Genomic DNA, 19177 nt, shown 5'->3' with positions numbered 1-19177 from the left:
AATACAAGGAAATAACTACCTGTCTCACTGTTAGGAAATTCTATAAAGCTTGAAAATATTTCTGATTACGAGGCAATTACCAGTATTATTAAGATTACAGGAGGAAGCTTTAGACTTCTCAGATTAAAAGAATACTTGAAATTAATCATCTTAATACTAGTTGTTGAAGCAGCACAAGATAGTTTAGAGTTATCGGAATTAAATATAAAAAAGCTATCCCCTTTGGATAGCTTTTTTATATTTAAAATGCAAACAACACCTAAAGTGACACTTTTTTAAGTATAAACTTGCCTAAAATAAAATTAATCTTCATTCAAAAGATAGATTTCACTTCTGTTAACTCTCTTGGAATTTCTGCATTCAGGCGTTCCGCAGCAATTGCACTTGCAGAGACTGGTTGTACCCCACGTTAGTAGGGCAGGATCGAATGACCTATGAAATATCTTATGGGCCTGAGGTTAAAATAAATCACACTCTCCTAAAGGGGTAGCTTCAGGAAAATGCGGATTTACAACGATAAGGAAATTCCAAATTAAGAAGCCCAACTTCTCTGCAAAACAAAATAGAGAAAGTGAGCTTTTCAGTTACTTCATTATTTTTATTTGAACGAATATAAAACTGCTAAGTTGATTTTTTAGCTCAGCTATTTATTGAATTCATTAACTGGAAGAAGTATTCGGGTTTATGAGTCTTATTTAGCTTATACCATGAATGTAATGTGTCGGGTGTAAATACATCTAACTTTTTCAGTACTTCCATCGTAAATTCCAGAGGTGCTACCCCTGATGCAGTAATCAAATTCTCACCTGATACCGCAGGTCCCATCTCATAAAATTTTTCTCCTTTATAATTAGGACAGACCATTTTAATATACTCTAAGTCATTGCTTGTGTGTTTTCTAGAATCTAAGTATCCACTATTCGCAAGGGCCTCAGTTGCACCACAAATTGCAGCAACAATAGTACCAAGCTTTAAAGCTACGCCAATTTTTTTTAAGATAGGTTGATGAATATCTTCTCTCCAAGTAGTCCCACCAGGTAAGACTAAAAGATCTTTACTCTCAAGCGTACATTCATCAAGAGAAATATCGGGTTGTATGCTCAGTCCTCCCATTGTAGTAATCATTTCTTTATTAGCGCCTACTGTAACTACTCTTAATGGGGCTAAATCTTTTTTGAAATATCTTCCCGAGTTTAGTTCAGCAATTAAATATCCATATTCCCAGTCTGACATTGTATTAAATACATAAAGATACACTTTTTTTGTTTGCATTCAATAACACTCCAATCCCAATTGATATACCTAGTATAATACAACTTCCCTGACAACTAACGTCAGGGAAGTTGTATTATACTTGATGAAATTTTATTAATTCCGACAGAACTTCAATAAGTCTTTTCTTAAGACTTATTGGCTCAATAACTTGAATAGATTTACCATACGGTAAAAGTAAATATGGTACATATGTATGTATTATATCCTTTTCAAGAAGGAATACTGCTTGATTTGAAGTACGTTTTTGTAAATAATGTCCTAAAAACCAATGTTGGCAAATATCTCCCAACGTCCCTGTATTCCCATTAATAACTAAAGAAGTAATCCCTTCCTTATCTTCTATAGTTGGAAGGAGGTTTTTCATAAAAAAGTCACGTGCTGAAAAATTTTCTGGTCGGTTAAACTTATTTTCGGTTAGCATTAGACTTTCTATTCGATCTACTTTAAAACTACGGATATCATTCCTAAGATGACAAAATCCAATCACATACCACTTATTATTCCAATAAATAATTCTGTACGGATCGACCAATCTATAATTTAATTGATTTTCGCCACTTTTATGGTAAAGAATTTTTACTGAGTACCCGTCAGCTACGGCCTGCTCCAACTCCTTCAAAAAAGGTTCCATAGAGAGTGAACTTAATCGACTTATTACTTCAAGACTTGTTAAATGTTGATTTATCTTTGTTTGCTGCTCATGATTTGAGTATTTACTTAGTTTTGAAATGGCCCTACTTAGTGCTTCACCTCCATAATATCCGGCTTCTTCTGCAAAAACAGCAGCGTGAAATAGTGAAGTTTGCTCCTCAAAATCAAAAAAAAGAGGAGCTTCAATAAAATTATTTAATAAAGTATATCCACCGTTATGCCCTGTATCTGAAATTATAGGTACACCACTTGTTGAAAGTGTATCAATATAACGATAAACAGTCCTTATATTCATCTCTAACTTTTCTGCAATTTGTTTTGCAGTAATTTTTTCACCTGAACTAAGCATCCATAGAATTGCTAACATATTGTCAATTTTAGGCATATAAACCCACCTCTATTTGGAATTTACTATCTATCATATAAGTTTATTTTACTAAATTAGTAATAAATAAATTTTACAGTATTTATCATTAGAATTTAACTCATTTCCATGAATTAGACTATTCCGTGTAGTTAATTTAAGTATAATTCTTCATCTATATTCATTAAAAATTACAATTTTTTAAACTATAAAAATTCGATTTTAGTATCTTAAACTATCAATTTAACAATAAAGAAATTTTATAAAAATACAATTAATTATTAATTGAAAAACTTACCATTGTTAAAATTCCAGAGTGAACGTCATAGTTTATATCACGTACATAACTATTAGAACCTAATTCCTTGTATTATAGAAAAGGCGTACTTGGATTGCAAAATAACGCCTTCAATCAGATGCAATTTATCGAATAAAGTGACACTTACGGATAACCCACTCCCATAAAAATAAGCATCTTCAATAGATTAGGATACATTATCCTAAATTGAAGATGCTTTTTTGTTTTGTCTAACCCGCGGGGGGTCAGTTCACAATATTTTGAATAGTATTTGGTAAAAAATCATTTAACAAGCGAAAAATTTGGTTAACCAAAAGGCAATATAAGTTGAACCGTTTCCGTAGTGATTTTAGTTAAAAAGAAAGGAAGTATGTATGATGAAAAAGAAAATAGCTTCGATTGTAAGTTTGATTTACGGATGCTACCAAAACGCTTAAAACTCACAAGAATAAGCAAACAAGTCAACGTCAACAAAGTAATGTGGTGATGTAAATAAAACGATAAAAAATCGCTGAAATTCCAATTAAGGACGTACCATGTGCAATATCAAAATTTAGCACGTTTAGTTTAAAATGGTTGTCTGTATATATGATTTCAAAATAGCTTCTATGTCGTTATGTCGTATTTTTCATTCCATTTACCGATTTCTCTTTAACTAGAACAGGTTCTAATTTTACCTAGCAATAGATTCTTCCTAAAAAAACTGCACCCCCAACTATTAGAGTGTTTCTAACAATTGGGGGCTCAGGTCGAATCCCACATCCTATTTACTTTGCACTTTATAAACTTTACTATCAGGCTGCCTGTTCATTGTCTGCTGTAAAAATCGCGTTGCGGTAAACAATTTTTCTTCATCAATATTTGTTTGAACGCCTAAACGATGCAGGAAATTCACTAAATCATTTGTTGATACATTGCCGCTTGCACCAGGGGCATAAGGGCAGCCACCCAAGCCACCAATAGCACTGTCGTATTTTGTGATCCCGAGTTCAAGAGCTGTAAATATATTGGCTAAAGCACGGCCATACGTATCATGAAAATGAAGGGCAAACAGATTACTGTCGTATTGAGCGAGCAGCTCTGATAAAATAGCCTTCACCTGTACAGGGTCTGCTACACCGATTGTATCGCCCAGTGAAATTTCTGAAACGCCCATTTCTATATAGGCATCAATTATTTTCTTGACTGTTTGAATTTTCACCTCGTCACCAAACGGGCTGCCAAATACGGTTGAAATATAGCCTCTTAACGATATACCTTCACGATTAGCTGCTTCGGCTACAGCCTTTAGGTGATGCAAAGATTGGTCAATGGAAGCATTCAAATTACTTTGATTATGCTTTTCAGAGGCAGAAATAAATAAAGCTATTTCATCAACTTTTTGTTGAATGGCCCCTTCTATCCCTTTTAAGTTAGGGACAAGCGCTGCATACGTTATTTTATCATTACGTGTGATTTGCTCGAACACTTCATGATGATCGGCCAAAGCTGGTATCCATTTTGGGCTAACGAAAGAGGATACTTCAATATGGCGGACGCCTGTTTCACTTATTAAGTTAATCCATTGCACTTTCAAATCAGTTGGAATAAATAATTTCTCATTTTGTAAGCCGTCACGCGGACCAACTTCTCTTATTTCCACTTGTTTTGGTAAAGTCATAAAGATACACTTCCTTTAATTAAATGCCGAACAGCTGTAGCATGATCCAGCTTGATGCGTAGAATACCATGAATTGTACACCAGCCCCTACACCTAAAATACGATTTAATAAACCACCTACCGTTGCGACTGTAAATGTTAGAACTACCCCTAACAATTGTGCCTCGTTATAGGCAAGCAAAAACGCTAATCCGATGAACATGGCTACGATTGCTTCCTGACTAATATATTTTAATACTAATACGGACGCTTTACGTGCATAATTCATCGCAAACGGATAAGCAATTAAAGCGGCCACACTAATACCGATTAATCCAAAAATGAAAAAATCCCATGAAGACATTAACGTGTGTAGGTTGTTTACCGGATCCACAGTAAAAATCGGTGGTGCATTAAATAAAGGAGAGGCTGGTCCAAGTGCTACTGGGCTTAACGGAATACCGAATGCAATTAATGGAATAATAGCTTCAGCAATATATGTCGATTCCGTTACACCATTCATGACAGTAAGACTCGTTGTTGATTTTTTATAGGCACCTTTTGTGCGAGAGCCTACAATTTCTCCCATTAAAGAAGTCATCCCTACAGGACTAAATACAAATGTTAAGGATGAAAGAAACGTCGTAATGCTCGTGAAAATCGTCTGCCTTTTCGATAAAATTTTAAATGGATTTGGAAAATATCCTTTCCATGATTTCGTTTCAGGTGCAAGATTATATTGATTTTGCTTACTGCGCGTTAAATCATTTTTAGCAACAGGAGATGCTGCCATTAAAATATTACAAAACATTGGCCCAATGGCAATTCCTAAAAAGAATGTAATACTTAAATGTTTATCAAGCATTGCAAAGCTAACGCTATCTAAAGCCTTAATGAAAAATGCAAATGGAATAATGATTAAAAGACTTGCCCATTTCCCTTTTGAAAAGAACGCGATTAAAATAGCGGCAAGTGTAAAAATAATGCCTGACGAAGATTTAAAGAAATCGGCAAATTGACCTAAAAACTGACCTAATAGTACGGCAGTTGGTAAAGCGATAAATGCACCGATGACACCGCCTGAAATCATTTTACGTAGTGCAACGTGCGGCATGCCTAAACGGCGTAATGTATTTGCATGATCGATTAACGGTACAGCCGTTGTGTCACCAGGAATACCTAATAACGCAGTTGGTACAGCATGTGTTAAATGCTTAGCTAACACCCCCGCCATGAAAAATGCGAATACACCTTCAGGAGGCGCTCCCAGTAAAATAACTAGCAATGTAATCGGTACCATAATCGCAGTTTCATCTGTACCTGAGATAAGTCCAATGATAGTAAAGATAGCTGCACCTAGAAGAGCAAATAGAAGAGCAATTAAATATATACTCATTTTTTATCCGCTCCCTTCAAGCCTTGTAAGCTAGAAAGAATACCAAATTCCTCGAGCTCTTTTTTTGTCACCGGATCTTCCTCAATTAAGCGTATTTCCTCATCGATATCAATTTGTAAATCTTCAAACGCCTCCTTTAAAGAATGACTAGATGTCTCATCCTCTACTAAAATACGCTTTGGTTTAAAAAGAATTGTATTGATAACGACAACAATCAGAATACCTGCAATCCCGGTTAATAGTGAATAGGAGTTAATCATTTGAGGGTCTGCAAACTTCGGAAAAACCCACTGGCCTAATTGATAGCCTAAAAAGCTGGCTACAACGCTTAAAATAATTGAAATAATTAACTGATTACCGGAAACCGTGTCACCTAAAATTTCGATAAACTTTTTTTCATCTACATTTTTTTGCTCATTATATGGAGTATTCGCCAAGTTACTCACCTCGCAGAGAATTTGTAATCTCTAAAACACGATCATAACGGAAATCTTTTTCTTCTACTGCCTGCTGCACAACACGATCAATAATATCACCTGTTGCCCCTGCCATTACAGCCAAGTTTTTGGCATGCAGACGCATATGACCAGATTGAATACCTTCTGCGGAAAGCGCTCGTAAGCTGGCTAGGTTTTCTACTAATCCTACCGCGGCAATGTAGCTGGCTAGTTCCTCTGCAGATTGCACATCCATAATTTTTAGAGCAGCTTTTGCAACAGGATGAGTCTTTGTAGCCCCTCCCACAATACCAACAGCTAACGGTAATTCCAGCGTACCAACAAGATTGCCTGCTTTATTAAGCTCCCATGTTGTTAAAGAACGATATCTGCCAGAACGGGCTGCATAGGCATGAGCACCAGCCTCAACAGCACGAGTATCATTACCCGAAGCTAATACTGCAGCAGTAATTCCATTCATAACTCCTTTATTATGGGTAGCAGCACGGTACGGATCAGCATCTGCAAATTCGTAAGCACTTACAATATTTTTCGCAATCTCTATCCCCCCGAGCATTTCTGTCGAAAATTCACCACGGGCACGAACAATACGCTTATCTGCCAAATTTGAAATTATTCGGAGCACAACTCGTCCATTTGTAATCCGTTCAATTAAAGGCGACACAGATTCTGCCATCGTATTGACAGCATTTGCCCCCATCGCATCCTTCGTATCTACAATTAAATGCACAACAACCATTGTTTCTTTTGCTGTGTCAATTAAGTGCACTTCTACATCCTTTACTCCGCCGCCTAGCTTTACTAACGTCGGATCTTTTGCATTACAGTGTTCGATGATTTCATCTTTATGTTCAAAAATTTTCGCCCTTGCTGCATGAGGGTCATCAATATTTAATACTTGAATTTGTCCACGCATAACTGTTCCTGAGCTGGAAGTAAAAATTCCGCCTAAGTCATATGCTGAACGCGCAGCATTACTAGCTGCAGCAATCACAGACGGCTCTTCCGTAGCCATTGGAATAAATACCTCTTTACCATTTACTTTAAAATTGGCAGCTACCCCTAAAGGAACTGAAATGTGGCCAATAACATTTTCAACCATTGCATCTGCAAGCTCTAATGAAATTCCACTGTTTAAAGCTTCAACTTCCTCGTTTGTTAACTTTGATTTTTCAGCGATTAACTTAATTCTCTCTTCCACTGAAAGTAAATAAAATCCCTTAATTCGTGAAGTCATCCCCATACCCCCAAAAATAAAAAAGTGTAATACAATTCAACTAAGTTGAATAGCATTACACCAATTGTAAATTGTCTGAATAGTATTGTAAACAAGAAAATTGTATTTTCGATAATATTTACGTTTAAAAGATAGAATTAATCCTCCACATAAATCGTTAATACTTTTGAGTTTTCCGCAGAGTTGTTAATAAAGATATGTTCTTTTTTTCCTGAAAAATACGCAGAATCACCTTCTTCTAAATGGTAAAACTTATTATCGTATTTCAAGATGATACTACCGGAAATGATGTAAATGAATTCATCATTATCGTGTGTATAAAGGGCTAAATTTTCTGCGCCATTATGTACAGTGACAATTGAAGGATTGATATTGCTCATATAGCTCTTATTCGCTAACAGCTCATATTGATAACCGAGTTGATTCGTTTCAACCGTCTCATTGCGCTCTTTTTTCGAGACAATAGAAATACCATCAAATTGATCTTGAATAACAAACCAAGCCATAGGCACATCAAATAATTCCGCAATCTTAGACAATGTCACCAGGCTCGGTGTAGCTTTACCATTTTCTATTTTTGAAATATGGCTTTTCGTTAAGTTGATCTGCGAAGCTAGATCATCCTGAGACATTTTATTTTTCTTTCGCATCTGCTTTATTTTTACTCCAACTTCTAGTAAGTTCATTTATTCCAGTCCCCTCGATCAGTTAGGCTTTTTACATAACTATACTATATTTTTGAATGTAGGATAGAAAATACGGAAAGTAGCTATTTGAGGTCTTGAAATTATGAACAACTAAAGGATGTGTAATGCTCTTCACTACACACCCTTTACTATGTTTTAATGAGATCGATTCATTCGTAGTCTGTCCGTAAATAGCGCTATGATTTGTAAATCATAAGCCAAAAAGAGTAGAGTCATAACCATATGGGAAATTTCAGAAATTTTCCGATCTATTAGACCTCTTTACCGAGTACCTCTGAAATCGGGATAGAGGAAGAGGAGCCTTTTCTAGATACTGCAATTGAAGCAGCTTTTGAGGCTATATTTAGTGCGGATTTAATGTCTGCTTTCTGAGAAATCATACTAAGGAAATAGCCTAAGAAAGTATCACCTGCTGCGGTCGTGTCTATCACTTTGACTTTATAGATTTCTTGCTTTTGTTCTTGTATATTGTCTCTATATACGACACCATTTGTACCTAAGGTCAACACAATCTTTAAATTACTATAGTTTGATAGTAAGTGATCGAGTATTTTATTTGGTGATGTTTCTCCACTAATGGCTTGGCCTTCAATCTCATTTTTTTTATAAAAATAACATGTTCGATTATTTTTGTTTTCAATTAGCAACGGTAGTCTTTCCTAGCAGATAAAACTAAGCCAAAAAAAGTCGGCTTCCTGTGCATTCAGGAAGTCGACTTTTTTGCTCCATCTAATCTGTCCATTACCATAGGATTTCTATAACGGAATATTCCTCCTCCAATTCAGCACATATTTTAACTTGTCACTACATTCTTAGAGCCTCTTCACTCCCACCAATTCCTGTCCGTTAAATTCCATTTTGTATATATCCGGCTTGGTTGTTTGTAGCAAAAAATCCAAATTGTACTTTTTATGATAGTATCCCATCATCAAGGTCATGACTAATGCGTGAGTTCCTATTACCACTTTTTGGCCCTCATAAGTAATTAATAGCTCTTCTAAAACTTTTACAGCTCTTTTTTGACAATCGGTATTCGATTCTCCACTCTCTAAAGCAAAATTGGGGTCCAAGAAGGATTTTTCTAATAACGGAAACAATTGACTATCAGGTAATCGCTTTTCTTCTGTAGAAAAAATTCTCTCTTTTAATTCTTCACGTACGATAACTTCTTGACTCAGTTGTTTAGCTAATGGCTCAACTGTTAAAATTGAACGAGTATATGGACTGGATATTACTTGATCAATTCCTTCCCCCTTTAACACATTAGCTATACTTCGAGCACCTAATTGTCCTTTCACAGTTAACCCTCTTGTCCGTTCATTTCCTTCATACGGAGATTCACCGTGCCTCACCATATAAATGAACGTCTTTTTCCTATTAACAAATGCCACTAATCACTCACCTCGTGTATTATTTAGCAGGAACAATATATTAGACTAGGTATTTCAATGAAATTCCAAAAATATATTCTTTATCCTTTTTTAGATCCATATTATAGAACGAATCTTGATGAAATGAGTTTCAAGTAATGTCATTTAACACCAAATCAAGTAAATTGCACTGATAATTCGATAAAGAAAAAAGAGCTGCCTTTAAGACTCAATTTTTTTTAATTAGCGCTCCTGTTCATATTCTAAATCAAAATTAAAGAGCATCATTCTTTTTCTGGAATGATGCTCTTATAAAACCAAAATTACTTATGTTCAGGGTCTTACTAAGTATAACTGACATCTGTTAAATTATGCTCAAACGGCTTGTTTACATATACCCTAGCTTGTTAAGAAGACGGTTCATTATTATCACCATTTCTGCACGAGTTGCGGTTTGATGTGGTTTAAAATCACCTTCATGATCGCCTACCATGATACCGTTGGAAATGATTTTTTGCACTGCCTCAGTAGCCCAATTAGATACATCTTTTAAATCATTGAGATGTATCGAATAGTTTTCAGGAGCTTTTGAAGAAGTGCTGCTGCCATATTCAAGTACTCTCGAAAGGATGACCGCAAGTTCTTCTCTTGAAACAAATTCATTCGGTCGGAAACTGCCGTCCTCATACCCGTTCACCAATCCAGCTTCTGTTGCAGAGGAGATCTCCACTTCATACCATTGACCAGCCATATCGGATAGTGCTGCGGTATGAGCCGGCACCGGGATGCCTAATGCCCTGACCAATAGCGCTGCTGTCTCCGCGCGCGTTAAGTGTGCATTCGGGTCAAAGACTCCCTGTCCTTTTCCCTCAAAGATAAGCATTGAAGCCAGCTTTTCCGCTTCTTTTTTAGCCCAATGTCTTTTCATATCGGTAAAAGTTTTTTGGTTAACAATATTCAAGTACAAGCCAGCACTGCTGACTGGAAGCAACGCATAGACTGAGCCTCCGATATTTTCATAACGGACCGGAACATATTTCAGTTGCTTAAGCTGCTCATTCCATACCGTTACAATCGTATCTGTAGGGTTATTTGGAACTTCAATGCGTCTTTCAACCTTGCTGCCTAATTGTGTGATAGCAATTCCAGCTTCTTCTCCAATGCTCATAATAATTTTAAATTGAATAGGGCCAGACAATAATTTTGCACTTCGAGATTTTAGATCAGTTAATAAAGGAACAGGAGCTTCAGTCTCTCCTACGTATATTGAAAAAATGACTTTATCGCTGTTTTTCCCTACAAATTGGTTATTTGCAGAAGCAATCAATTCAGAGATAGGCAGTTTCATTATTCCACCAGCCGTTGTTATTTGAAATGCAAACGAAGGATTCAACCTGATTAATTTGTGTGCTGTTTCTCCGCTCACCTCGAAATATCCCTTTGCTGTCTTCTTATCAATCTCAATAAAGCCAGATTTCACTTGAGACTGAGTAAGTTTAATTCTTTCCTTTTGATTATTTTGGGCAATGAAATCAATGTAAAAATCCGATTGTAGCTGCTCAGATTCCTTATTAGGCTCCTTATTAGGTTCTTTAATAGGTTCTTTAATAGGTTCTTTAATAGGTTCTTTAATAGGTTCTTTAATAGGTTCTTTAATAGGTTCTTTTGGCTCCTCAACAGTTGTATTATTCCTTAAAACAATCAAATGAAACTGTCGACTGTCTGATTCCAGTCCTTTTGTTACCGTAGCTGTGAGGGTAACTGATTGGTCTCCAGATGATGGCTGGGAAACGGAACCGTCAGCAGGATTAATCAGTTCTGCCCGACTAGAAGCCCATGTAATGGAAGAACCATTCTTCCCTTTAGTTGGAAGATTCAACCGATTTCGTACGTGCTTTTCGTCATCACCAGCTGTGTAACCAATCGCAAGTAGCTTTATGTCTCGAGCCACTGCCTCTTTATCCATCATATCGGTAGCTGAAATCGTTAGGTTATATTGGATATTATAGGTTGTCTGATTCGCATCAACCTCTGCTTCCAACGTTATGGCTGAGTCACCAGCTGTATAAGCTGGCCGATGTACTGCTCCTGTTGTTGCATCAAGTAAGCTGTTGTCTGAAGATGTCCAACGAATCGGACGACCTGCAGCATCTACACTTGGTAGCCCAACATTCGACATCACCGTATCGGACGTCTCTCCCGTGGCGAACACTGGCTTTGGAGCAGCATAAACGGTTAACTTGCCTATGTCGTTTATGACCTCGTAATTGGACAAACGGTTCAATGGATCAAGAAGCCGTGCAGTAATATTATAAACACCTTCAGCGCTATCTTCCCTCGCTACTGAATCATACTTTGCCGTAATGGAGTCATTGGCAACAGCGCCTGTAAGATTACCGGTGAATGGAGGATTTGCTTTACCAACCCAGCGTGATACTGAATCCGTTGCAACGTGAAGCTCGGCTTTTGTAACCGTTAGCTCTCCTTTCTCAATAACAACATGATAATTATTAAGCTTGTTTTCGCGATCAGATAAAGATGGAACGATTGGATACAATCCTACTGGGCTTGATTCGATTGCTGCTGTCGAATAGGTCGCTCGAATTTCATCTCCATTCACAATACCAGTGATTGAACCACTCAAAGACGGATTGCTTTGTCCATATGCCCGAGATTGATTCGCAACCATGACGGTTAAAGGCGCTGGTGTTACAGTTAAAGTACCTAGCGAATAAGTGATTGTGTACTTCGTTGATGCCAAACCACTGGCTGTTATATCATAATTGCCGATCGGGCTTGAAGTGTCAGCTGATGTCGAATATACTGGTTGCCCGATCGTGGCAGCTGTGTCCCATGCCATCAGGCCGTTATAGTTCAGTGTGAAATTGTTATTAGATGTTCCATATTGTCTAGTCACATTGTTAGGCGTTACAGTAAGCGGGGCTTTGTTGACCGTAAGTGTTGTTGTCTGTTCTGCCGCAGGGTAAGGATACGAAGCTTCTGTCGATACTTTCAATTCATAGCTTCCCGCAGCTTGTCTAAGCGAATAGGAGCCCGAACCAATACCTTCTGAATTTGTTGTAATAAAACCTATAGAACTTCCATTAAGGGAGACATTAACTCTCTTTCCTGCGATAGGCCCATCAGGTGTTGTCAGCATTGCCGAAATAACTACCGTTTCGCCGTATGTACCATTCACAGGAGACACTGCGAGCGTAGTTGTATAATCCCTGGGTGATTGTCCGACATAGGTGTTAAAGCCGAAGTCATAATTTGTCCAATTGTTTTCCGTATAGGCTTGGCCCCCTCCATATACGTCGGAAGTATAAACCTTCCAAGCCGTTTGCGGCGTATCGCCGATTGAGGAAGTTAACAGCATCGTATATTGCTGTCCCGCTTGTACCTGCGTAGGCTGATCGAATAATACGCTCACCCAGCCCCCTGGATTGTAAGGGATATCAATGCTCCTAAATGTCGCAGTTGCCAAAGCAGCTCCGGAAACACTTTCACCATCATAAATACTAAGTGTAAAAACAATACCTGAGCTTCCGTAATCTACCATATACAGATCAATTTTATTCAAATAACCGGACAAGCCGGCCGTAAAGCTTTGACCCTTTCCGTGCGCTCGAAAGATTCCTCCCGGGTCCCCTGCTCCGGATGTTTGGTCAAGCGTATCAGCAGCCGATGCAGATAGTAGACCATTAAGTGTTTCTGGAATGACCACATTTTCCTCTTGTCCTGTATAGTCAGTTAACATGACATCTGAATCGATAGGTGTCACAACAACATCGTCATCGATTGTTCCATTTGCATTGGCAGACATATCCCCCCAAGGTAACCCAAATAGTAATAGAATGATGAAGATGTTACTTATTTTTTTCAAGAATAAACGCCCTCCTTTACGTGATTTTCCGCATTTCTCTATGCATCCCTACATAAATACATACGTTTTCACTATACTATAGAAAAAAAAAGAGTAATACTGAATAATGTTAATGATTAGCAAATTAACATTCAAAATTAATAGATTTTTGTATAGCCCTCATGTAAAGTGGACTGTAAGTTATAATCCGTTACTTAGAATCCTTTATCATAAATTCATTCTATATAGTGAAGGAATATAACAATCAACTTTTATATAACTATATAAAGTAACCTTCTTCTTCAACTAGCCTGCATCGATGTTTAAGTAAAATTTTTCATAAGATAAAGAATGATGAGAAAAGTATAATAGAAAAAACAGTCTATAATATTCAATATATATCATTTTCAAAATTCAACTAGTCTACAGCTTGAATTATATTAAAAACCAATCAAAAAAGTAGCACCTAAAAAATCCTCTGATGCTACCGACAAATTATCATATTTCTACATTTTTTTTAAGCGGGACTTGCATATATTCCCTTCTCACCAATAGCTCTTTTTGCATGATTTTCACACAATTTATTGAAATTGCTTTGGAGCATCCTAATGCCATCTGTGTAGAACTAGCGATAAGATAGTGTAACTGATCTCCAGCACAATACATTTTGATCATCTCCCTATTCCAGTACACGAAATCATTTTATGAAAAACCCCGCGAATTCTTATTATTCGCGGGGTTTTTACCGTTATTGCCAAGCTTGCTCCTTACCATTCCACTGTTTAAAAAACTCTCCATCTGCCAATAGGACTTCATAAATTGGGTTGAAAAATTGTTTAACGATTCCTTTTTCTAGTATAGGTGTTGGCTCCCATGTCAGGTGACGGTGGTCAGACAATTCTTCAAGATAAGCCTGTAATTTACGACCTTCTATGTTTTGTGTTTGTAGCAGCCTCTCTATATCCACTACTACTTTTGAGGTCATAGAGGGATATTGGAAAATGTCAAGAAAGGCTTGGGCAACTACAAATTCGATTGGAAATGTATAGAGCTCCGCTGGCTTCATGTCTAGCATCGACGGGAAAGTAATGACAGTTGGTACTATTCGATTTTCTATAAAGGTTATGTTAATTTCTATGTATGTAGTGATGGGGTCCAATGTAGCTGGGATTTTCAAGTGAATACTCGTATCCGTTATAATACTTTCTATGTCATTTTCTAAAAATTGAATACCGTCTTCTTGTATCTCGATCGAACAAATTTCTGTAAATGCCTGTTGGACTATGTCGTTTTGATAAGCGCTTTTTTGTGCTGTGAGTGTTAGTTCACTTGGTGGCATCCCTACTCCTTCAGCTAATGTAAAGAATAAAAGATCCCCTTCTATGTAAAATTGATCATCATAGGATGATGTTGATAAACGGTAGAGAAGTCTTTCCTGACAATAAAATGCTACTAATTGCTCAATGCTTTCTTTCTTCATTTCTGCCATTTTTGTTAATTGTGTGATTACATTTGCTGTTATTGAATTGATTTTCTCCATAAACTTCCCTCACCTTTTTGATTTTTCAGATTTTTAACTATAGAATTTAGACTTTTACTAAAATTCTTGCTTTCATTATTACTTATTTTACTAGCATAGTAAACGGTAATGTATACCAGCATAATTTTGGCAACAAAAAAACTGCCAGCAACTCATGCGACAGCGTTCAACAATTAGACAAGGGGTAGCCTCGCTCATGCGAAACTACCCCTTTAGTATTTATAGGTAACATTTTCGTAAATTGTAAAAGTCTCAACCCAATCATCTGGGGAATATTATCTTGAAACAATAGTTGTTTCATCACCGCGGTAAAATTCCACTGTGTGCTCTCTAACTTAAGCAACGCAAACCCTACCATCTTTTGCGTCCTTGCAGCCCCAAAGCATGCGCCAGTGTGAATAAGTATCTACAAAAACAAAAAGCAGAATGCCAGATTACTGAAATATGCCACCTAAAATAGCACGTTTCCAATTATAGCACTCTACATTAAAAATGTAAAGCACTAATTATAAAATCTCTCAAACACCATACCAAATGGAAGTTCATTCTTTTCTCGAATAGATTAAGGCACCACCTGATCCCATAATCATTAAATGTTTACCAGAAGGAGAAAATCCACATTTTATAGCACCATCTAAACGCTGTATATCAATAGCAATAGCATTGCTTAAATAGCTATAATGGGGTGTAAATAGATAATCAAGGACTACTGTTGCACGTGGCCACCACGGGTAAATGACTTCAACCTGCCAGCCATCCGAAGTCACATGTATCCCATCCCCCGCCTCCAAGCCAAAAATGGAAGTAGGCTTTTTTGATATTGGAGAGTGAAAGGTTAAGCGGTCTTCACTGATACAGTCCTCAGTTAATTCCTTTTCTCGTTCTCGATGAAGACAAAGACCCGTTATCGGCTCAGTGACACTATAGCCCGACCCACTTATGAGGATGATATTTTCACCTTGATCCCATCCACAGGCTAGTACACCATTGGCAGAAATTATCGTTTCATGTTCCCACGGACTCGGAGGTTTTGTAGTTTTCAATGATTGTGCTTTAACTAGTAAGTCTAGTTCAAAAGGGGTTCTAATTTCGCTATTCGTCATGTATTTGGAGCCTCCTTATTATTACAATCTAATTAAATAGAGGCCTGTCATAAAAACAAGCCCCTACACTTTGAGAACACCATAATGGAACTTAGCCGTCACTCGCTCATATTGTTGAAAATCATACTTCATAAACCATTCTGATCGAAAATGAGCCTTCAGCACCACACGCTTTCTTGCGACCCGCTTCGCTTCTTGCACCCATTCATCGGTTAAAGTAACATGCTCACCCGCTAAGCGCAATGCCTCGAAATTATTGGACTCTTCAATAGCTTCCTCGAACATTGGATCCATATAAACGACATCAAACGCATTGGCTGGCAATGTTTTCAAATAACGAACTGCCTCGGACTGAACGACCTCGATTTGTCGCATACAGGCCGTTAATGGTAGCTCTGTTGTATCATAAGTTTGCATTCCCTGCCCGACAATAAAGGCGACATTTGGATTAGCTTCCAAGCCTACTATGCGCCCTTTTTCCCCAACGGTATAAGCGGCTAACATAGCATCCGCCGCTAGTCCAAGCGTACAATCCAGCACTGTATCTCCTAGCTGTAGCTGTGCGGCTTCTAAAAATGGCTCCGCCTCACCTCGAGCAATCCGTTTTAAGCGAAATGCCGCAGAATTGGGATGGAAGAAAAACGGCTCCTCTGCCCCATAAGCATAATAATCATAACGGTTTTTCCCCGCCACTATAATATTTGCCTGAAACGCCTGTGACATCTTACGAACAGAGCGCTTTTTCCTCGGCTCAAATGTAGCCCCTAATGTTTGACACGCAAAAGCAGCGAGCGCCATCGATTCATCGTCTGGTCTGCCCGCTGTTGTTACAATCGTATTTATTGCTCGCATGTTTGTTCTAACACGCCCGTTAAATGGGAAACAATTTGCTCCACAGGGAAGCCTTCAATTTGTTCACGTGGAATAAAGTAAGCCAATTCTCCATCCTTTAAAATCGCCATAGAAGGTGAGCTTGGAGGTACATCTTCAAAATAACCGCGCATTGCTGCAGTCGCCTCTGGGTCCTGCCCCGCAAACACTGTCACAAGATGATCAGGCTTCACTGCCGCGATCGCCTCACGCGCTGCTGGACGAGCAAGCCCTGCTGCACAACCACACACCGAGTTAATGACTACTAACGAAGTCCCCTTCGTCTCTGCCATAAATTCATTAACCGCATCAGCCGTCGTCAGCTCCGTAAACCCAGCTCCCACTAGCTCCTCACGCATCGGTTTCACAACCTGCTTCATATATTCATCATAAGCGTTCATGCTTTTACCCTCTTTCATATGTATTCGCAAACCTTATTATAGCAAGGTTTTGTGTGAATGTACAAAGACATGCTTTTTGTTTGATTTCGGGGGTTTTCGGGGGGAATGTGACTTTTTCGTGATTTTGGTGACTTTTTTGTGTAACGAGGGTTGATTTGTTAATCGCTTGTTACAACCTAAAAAATGAAATTTATTGGTGGGATTTTAATTATTGCTTCTATCACTTTAATTTAGAGAGGATTTTATAAGGTACTCACTTTCAATTGAGCACCTGGTCTTTATTTTGGTGACTGATTAATAATTTTTCTACCTGAGTTTTAAGAGCCATATTAGCATATCTGAGTACTACATCATTTCCTGCTGTCGCTAAATGCACATCACATCACATCACTAAAATTCTCTTCTATCTTTTCTACCTTTACTAATCTTATTTTGTCTTTTGCCAACAACCTTTTTGAATCGTAATAATCCTGGGCTATGTCTTTTAGTAACTTATCAAGGATTGGTAAGTAAACTTTATTCATTTTTAAATTTTCAGTTACTGAAAAATCACGTTGCAATGATTGAACTGCCATTTCTAGAATTAAAAATTTATGAAATAATCGCCGTTGCTCAGGATTCAACATACAACTCCATCCCCTCGATAAGAACAATCGTTTGTATCATTTTAGAACGAACGTTTCCGTTTTGACAAGCATTAATTGTGGAAATAAAAAAAGCCTAGGACCAAATTGATGAGTACTAGGGCTTCTTAACTTTATAAGGAACATACTTTGTTTTTTTATTTCTTAAGAAAGCTATAAACTAGTGTAATTATTCCTAAAACAAAAAAAAGTGGAACAAATAAATTGTCGATAAACGAACTCATTTTAATATCCGGAACTTCTCCGGACATTTTACCTGCAAAAAAACCAGCTTGAGCAATGCTAGTTGATAGCATTGTAAATCCTCTTTCTAAAGTATAAATCAATCCAGACATAACTAAAAGCACAACTCCAACTACTTTCACGATGCACACTTCCAATTTTGCTTTATTTTGTAAATATATTACAATTTATTCGTACCGGTACATTATTGTTGATTATACCAAAAAGGAGCATAAAATGAAGAAAAATACATTAAAACTTTTTTTTGCGGCTGCATTTACTTTTATTTTTGCGCTAAGTAATTTTAATGAAGCATCAGCAAATACGTTAGTTAATTCATGTACATATGACTTATCTAGCTACACTTTAAAAGAATCTGACCTTGAGTCAAATAACGGAAGTAAAATATATGATGTTATTGATTTTGAAAAAGCAGCAGTTGATAACAACATCCCATTAGAATTAGATGGCAAGGAAATAATGGGTATATCTATTTATTTGCCAGAAAGCAATGATGTAATAGAAGATGCCGACTCACTACCGAATTTTACAACTTTCGCAGGACCTCCATCTATTAAGGTTACAAATACTGGCCAAGTATGTGGAGTAGAACTGATACGATCATCTTACTTTCCTGCCGGAAATGCTAAAATGGAAATTAATCAAAAAGTTAGAGCACAGCTCAGTGCAAATGTTAAAGTCGATTTAAGTGTAATATCCGCAGCACTCGGCTTTGATGTAAGCAAGGAATATATGGTAACAGAAACTTGGTCTGATAAAGTTCCAGCTGGACAAACATGGAACGTTGTTGCTAACCCAACGTATTTATCTAAGCAATATGATGTTTATAGAGATGGTAAAAGAACAGGTGATGGCACAGCATTAAAACCTATTGGTGTTTGTTTTGGTGTTATTAAATATAAAGACTAATTAATGTTAACTAATTAAAAAAATTATTTGCAAAGCTCTTTTAAATTTTTTACAAGAAGAATATGAAAGAGCTTTGCAGTCTTCATTTTCATTTACTACGGCCTTTTGTAATTTACAACACTGGTCATTTGACATTGTTCAAATGGTATAAAGTTTGAATTAGAAATGCTAGTCTTTTGAATCTCCTTTGTATTTAAGCCTTCTTAT

At 37.3% G+C, this 19177-nt stretch carries 17 protein-coding genes and 1 pseudogene; 2 read left to right on the top strand and 16 right to left on the bottom strand.

What is annotated here, in order from left to right; all coding sequences use genetic code 11:
- Positions 1–30: 30 nt before the first annotated feature.
- Positions 31–230 (top strand): annotated as a pseudogene (locus tag MKY88_RS10235) (hypothetical protein); the annotation flags it as partial.
- 409 nt (positions 231–639) lie between these two features.
- Here MKY88_RS10235 and MKY88_RS10230 read toward each other — a convergent pair.
- The 16 genes from MKY88_RS10230 to MKY88_RS10155 all read right to left on the bottom strand — a co-directional run bounded on the left by MKY88_RS10230 (position 640) and on the right by MKY88_RS10155 (position 18183).
- Positions 640–1272, bottom strand: coding sequence for a type 1 glutamine amidotransferase family protein (locus MKY88_RS10230; RefSeq protein WP_328203357.1), 633 nt, complete (start codon positions 1270–1272; stop codon positions 640–642).
- Between the two features lie 76 nt (positions 1273–1348).
- Complete coding sequence (locus tag MKY88_RS10225; protein WP_340813551.1) at positions 1349–2311, bottom strand: helix-turn-helix transcriptional regulator; 963 nt, start codon at positions 2309–2311, stop codon at positions 1349–1351.
- 1040 nt (positions 2312–3351) lie between these two features.
- Positions 3352–4248, bottom strand: a complete 897-nt coding sequence (locus tag MKY88_RS10220) for a hydroxymethylglutaryl-CoA lyase (protein WP_328203353.1) — start codon at positions 4246–4248, stop codon at positions 3352–3354.
- Between the two features lie 19 nt (positions 4249–4267).
- Positions 4268–5623 (bottom strand): tripartite tricarboxylate transporter permease, encoded by a 1356-nt coding sequence (locus MKY88_RS10215; protein ID WP_069481137.1) that lies wholly within the window; start codon positions 5621–5623, stop codon positions 4268–4270.
- Positions 5620–6069, bottom strand: a complete 450-nt coding sequence (locus MKY88_RS10210) for a hypothetical protein (RefSeq protein ID WP_328203349.1) — start codon at positions 6067–6069, stop codon at positions 5620–5622. The genes MKY88_RS10215 and MKY88_RS10210 overlap by 4 nt, the downstream gene beginning before the upstream one ends.
- Positions 6062–7318 (bottom strand): hydroxymethylglutaryl-CoA reductase, degradative, encoded by a 1257-nt coding sequence (locus tag MKY88_RS10205; protein WP_340813550.1) that lies wholly within the window; start codon positions 7316–7318, stop codon positions 6062–6064. The genes MKY88_RS10210 and MKY88_RS10205 overlap by 8 nt, the downstream gene beginning before the upstream one ends.
- 137 nt (positions 7319–7455) lie before the next feature.
- On the bottom strand, positions 7456–8004 hold the full coding sequence (locus MKY88_RS10200) for a helix-turn-helix domain-containing protein (RefSeq protein ID WP_328203344.1): 549 nt from the start codon (positions 8002–8004) through the stop codon (positions 7456–7458).
- A gap of 272 nt (positions 8005–8276) precedes the next feature.
- Positions 8277–8672, bottom strand: a complete 396-nt coding sequence (locus MKY88_RS10195; protein WP_258268537.1) for a PfkB family carbohydrate kinase — start codon at positions 8670–8672, stop codon at positions 8277–8279.
- A gap of 165 nt (positions 8673–8837) precedes the next feature.
- Positions 8838–9380: a histidine phosphatase family protein gene (locus MKY88_RS10190; protein WP_328203566.1), complete on the bottom strand. Its 543-nt coding sequence runs from the start codon at positions 9378–9380 to the stop codon at positions 8838–8840.
- Between the two features lie 403 nt (positions 9381–9783).
- Positions 9784–13281 (bottom strand): immunoglobulin-like domain-containing protein, encoded by a 3498-nt coding sequence (locus MKY88_RS10185; RefSeq protein ID WP_340813549.1) that lies wholly within the window; start codon positions 13279–13281, stop codon positions 9784–9786.
- A 727-nt stretch (positions 13282–14008) separates the two neighbouring features.
- Complete coding sequence (locus MKY88_RS10180) at positions 14009–14800, bottom strand: nucleotidyl transferase AbiEii/AbiGii toxin family protein (RefSeq protein WP_340813548.1); 792 nt, start codon at positions 14798–14800, stop codon at positions 14009–14011.
- Between the two features lie 542 nt (positions 14801–15342).
- Entirely contained in the window at positions 15343–15903 is a 561-nt protein-coding gene (locus MKY88_RS10175; RefSeq protein ID WP_340813547.1) for a hypothetical protein, read from the bottom strand.
- A 63-nt stretch (positions 15904–15966) separates the two neighbouring features.
- Positions 15967–16755 (bottom strand): class I SAM-dependent methyltransferase, encoded by a 789-nt coding sequence (locus MKY88_RS10170; RefSeq protein ID WP_328203330.1) that lies wholly within the window; start codon positions 16753–16755, stop codon positions 15967–15969.
- Positions 16743–17174: a BrxA/BrxB family bacilliredoxin gene (locus MKY88_RS10165; RefSeq protein WP_193831750.1), complete on the bottom strand. Its 432-nt coding sequence runs from the start codon at positions 17172–17174 to the stop codon at positions 16743–16745. The genes MKY88_RS10170 and MKY88_RS10165 overlap by 13 nt, the downstream gene beginning before the upstream one ends.
- Before the next feature lie 377 nt (positions 17175–17551).
- A complete protein-coding gene (locus MKY88_RS10160) occupies positions 17552–17800 on the bottom strand; it encodes a hypothetical protein (protein WP_340813546.1) in 249 nt (82 codons plus the stop codon).
- Positions 17801–17955: 155 nt separating this feature from the next.
- Positions 17956–18183, bottom strand: a complete 228-nt coding sequence (locus MKY88_RS10155) for a hypothetical protein (protein ID WP_340813545.1) — start codon at positions 18181–18183, stop codon at positions 17956–17958.
- 94 nt (positions 18184–18277) lie between these two features.
- On the opposite strand from MKY88_RS10155, the gene MKY88_RS10150 reads away from it, so the two are divergent.
- Positions 18278–18970 (top strand): hypothetical protein, encoded by a 693-nt coding sequence (locus tag MKY88_RS10150; RefSeq protein ID WP_340813544.1) that lies wholly within the window; start codon positions 18278–18280, stop codon positions 18968–18970.
- The last annotated feature ends 207 nt before the right edge of the window (positions 18971–19177 follow it).

The sequence above is a fragment of the Lysinibacillus sp. FSL R7-0073 genome (genome assembly GCF_038009065.1).
GTDB classification, from domain to species: Bacteria; Bacillota; Bacilli; order Bacillales_A; family Planococcaceae; genus Lysinibacillus; species Lysinibacillus fusiformis.
The sequence above is the reverse complement of the archived record's forward strand: the minus strand, read 5'-3'. Positions and strand labels throughout refer to the sequence as shown.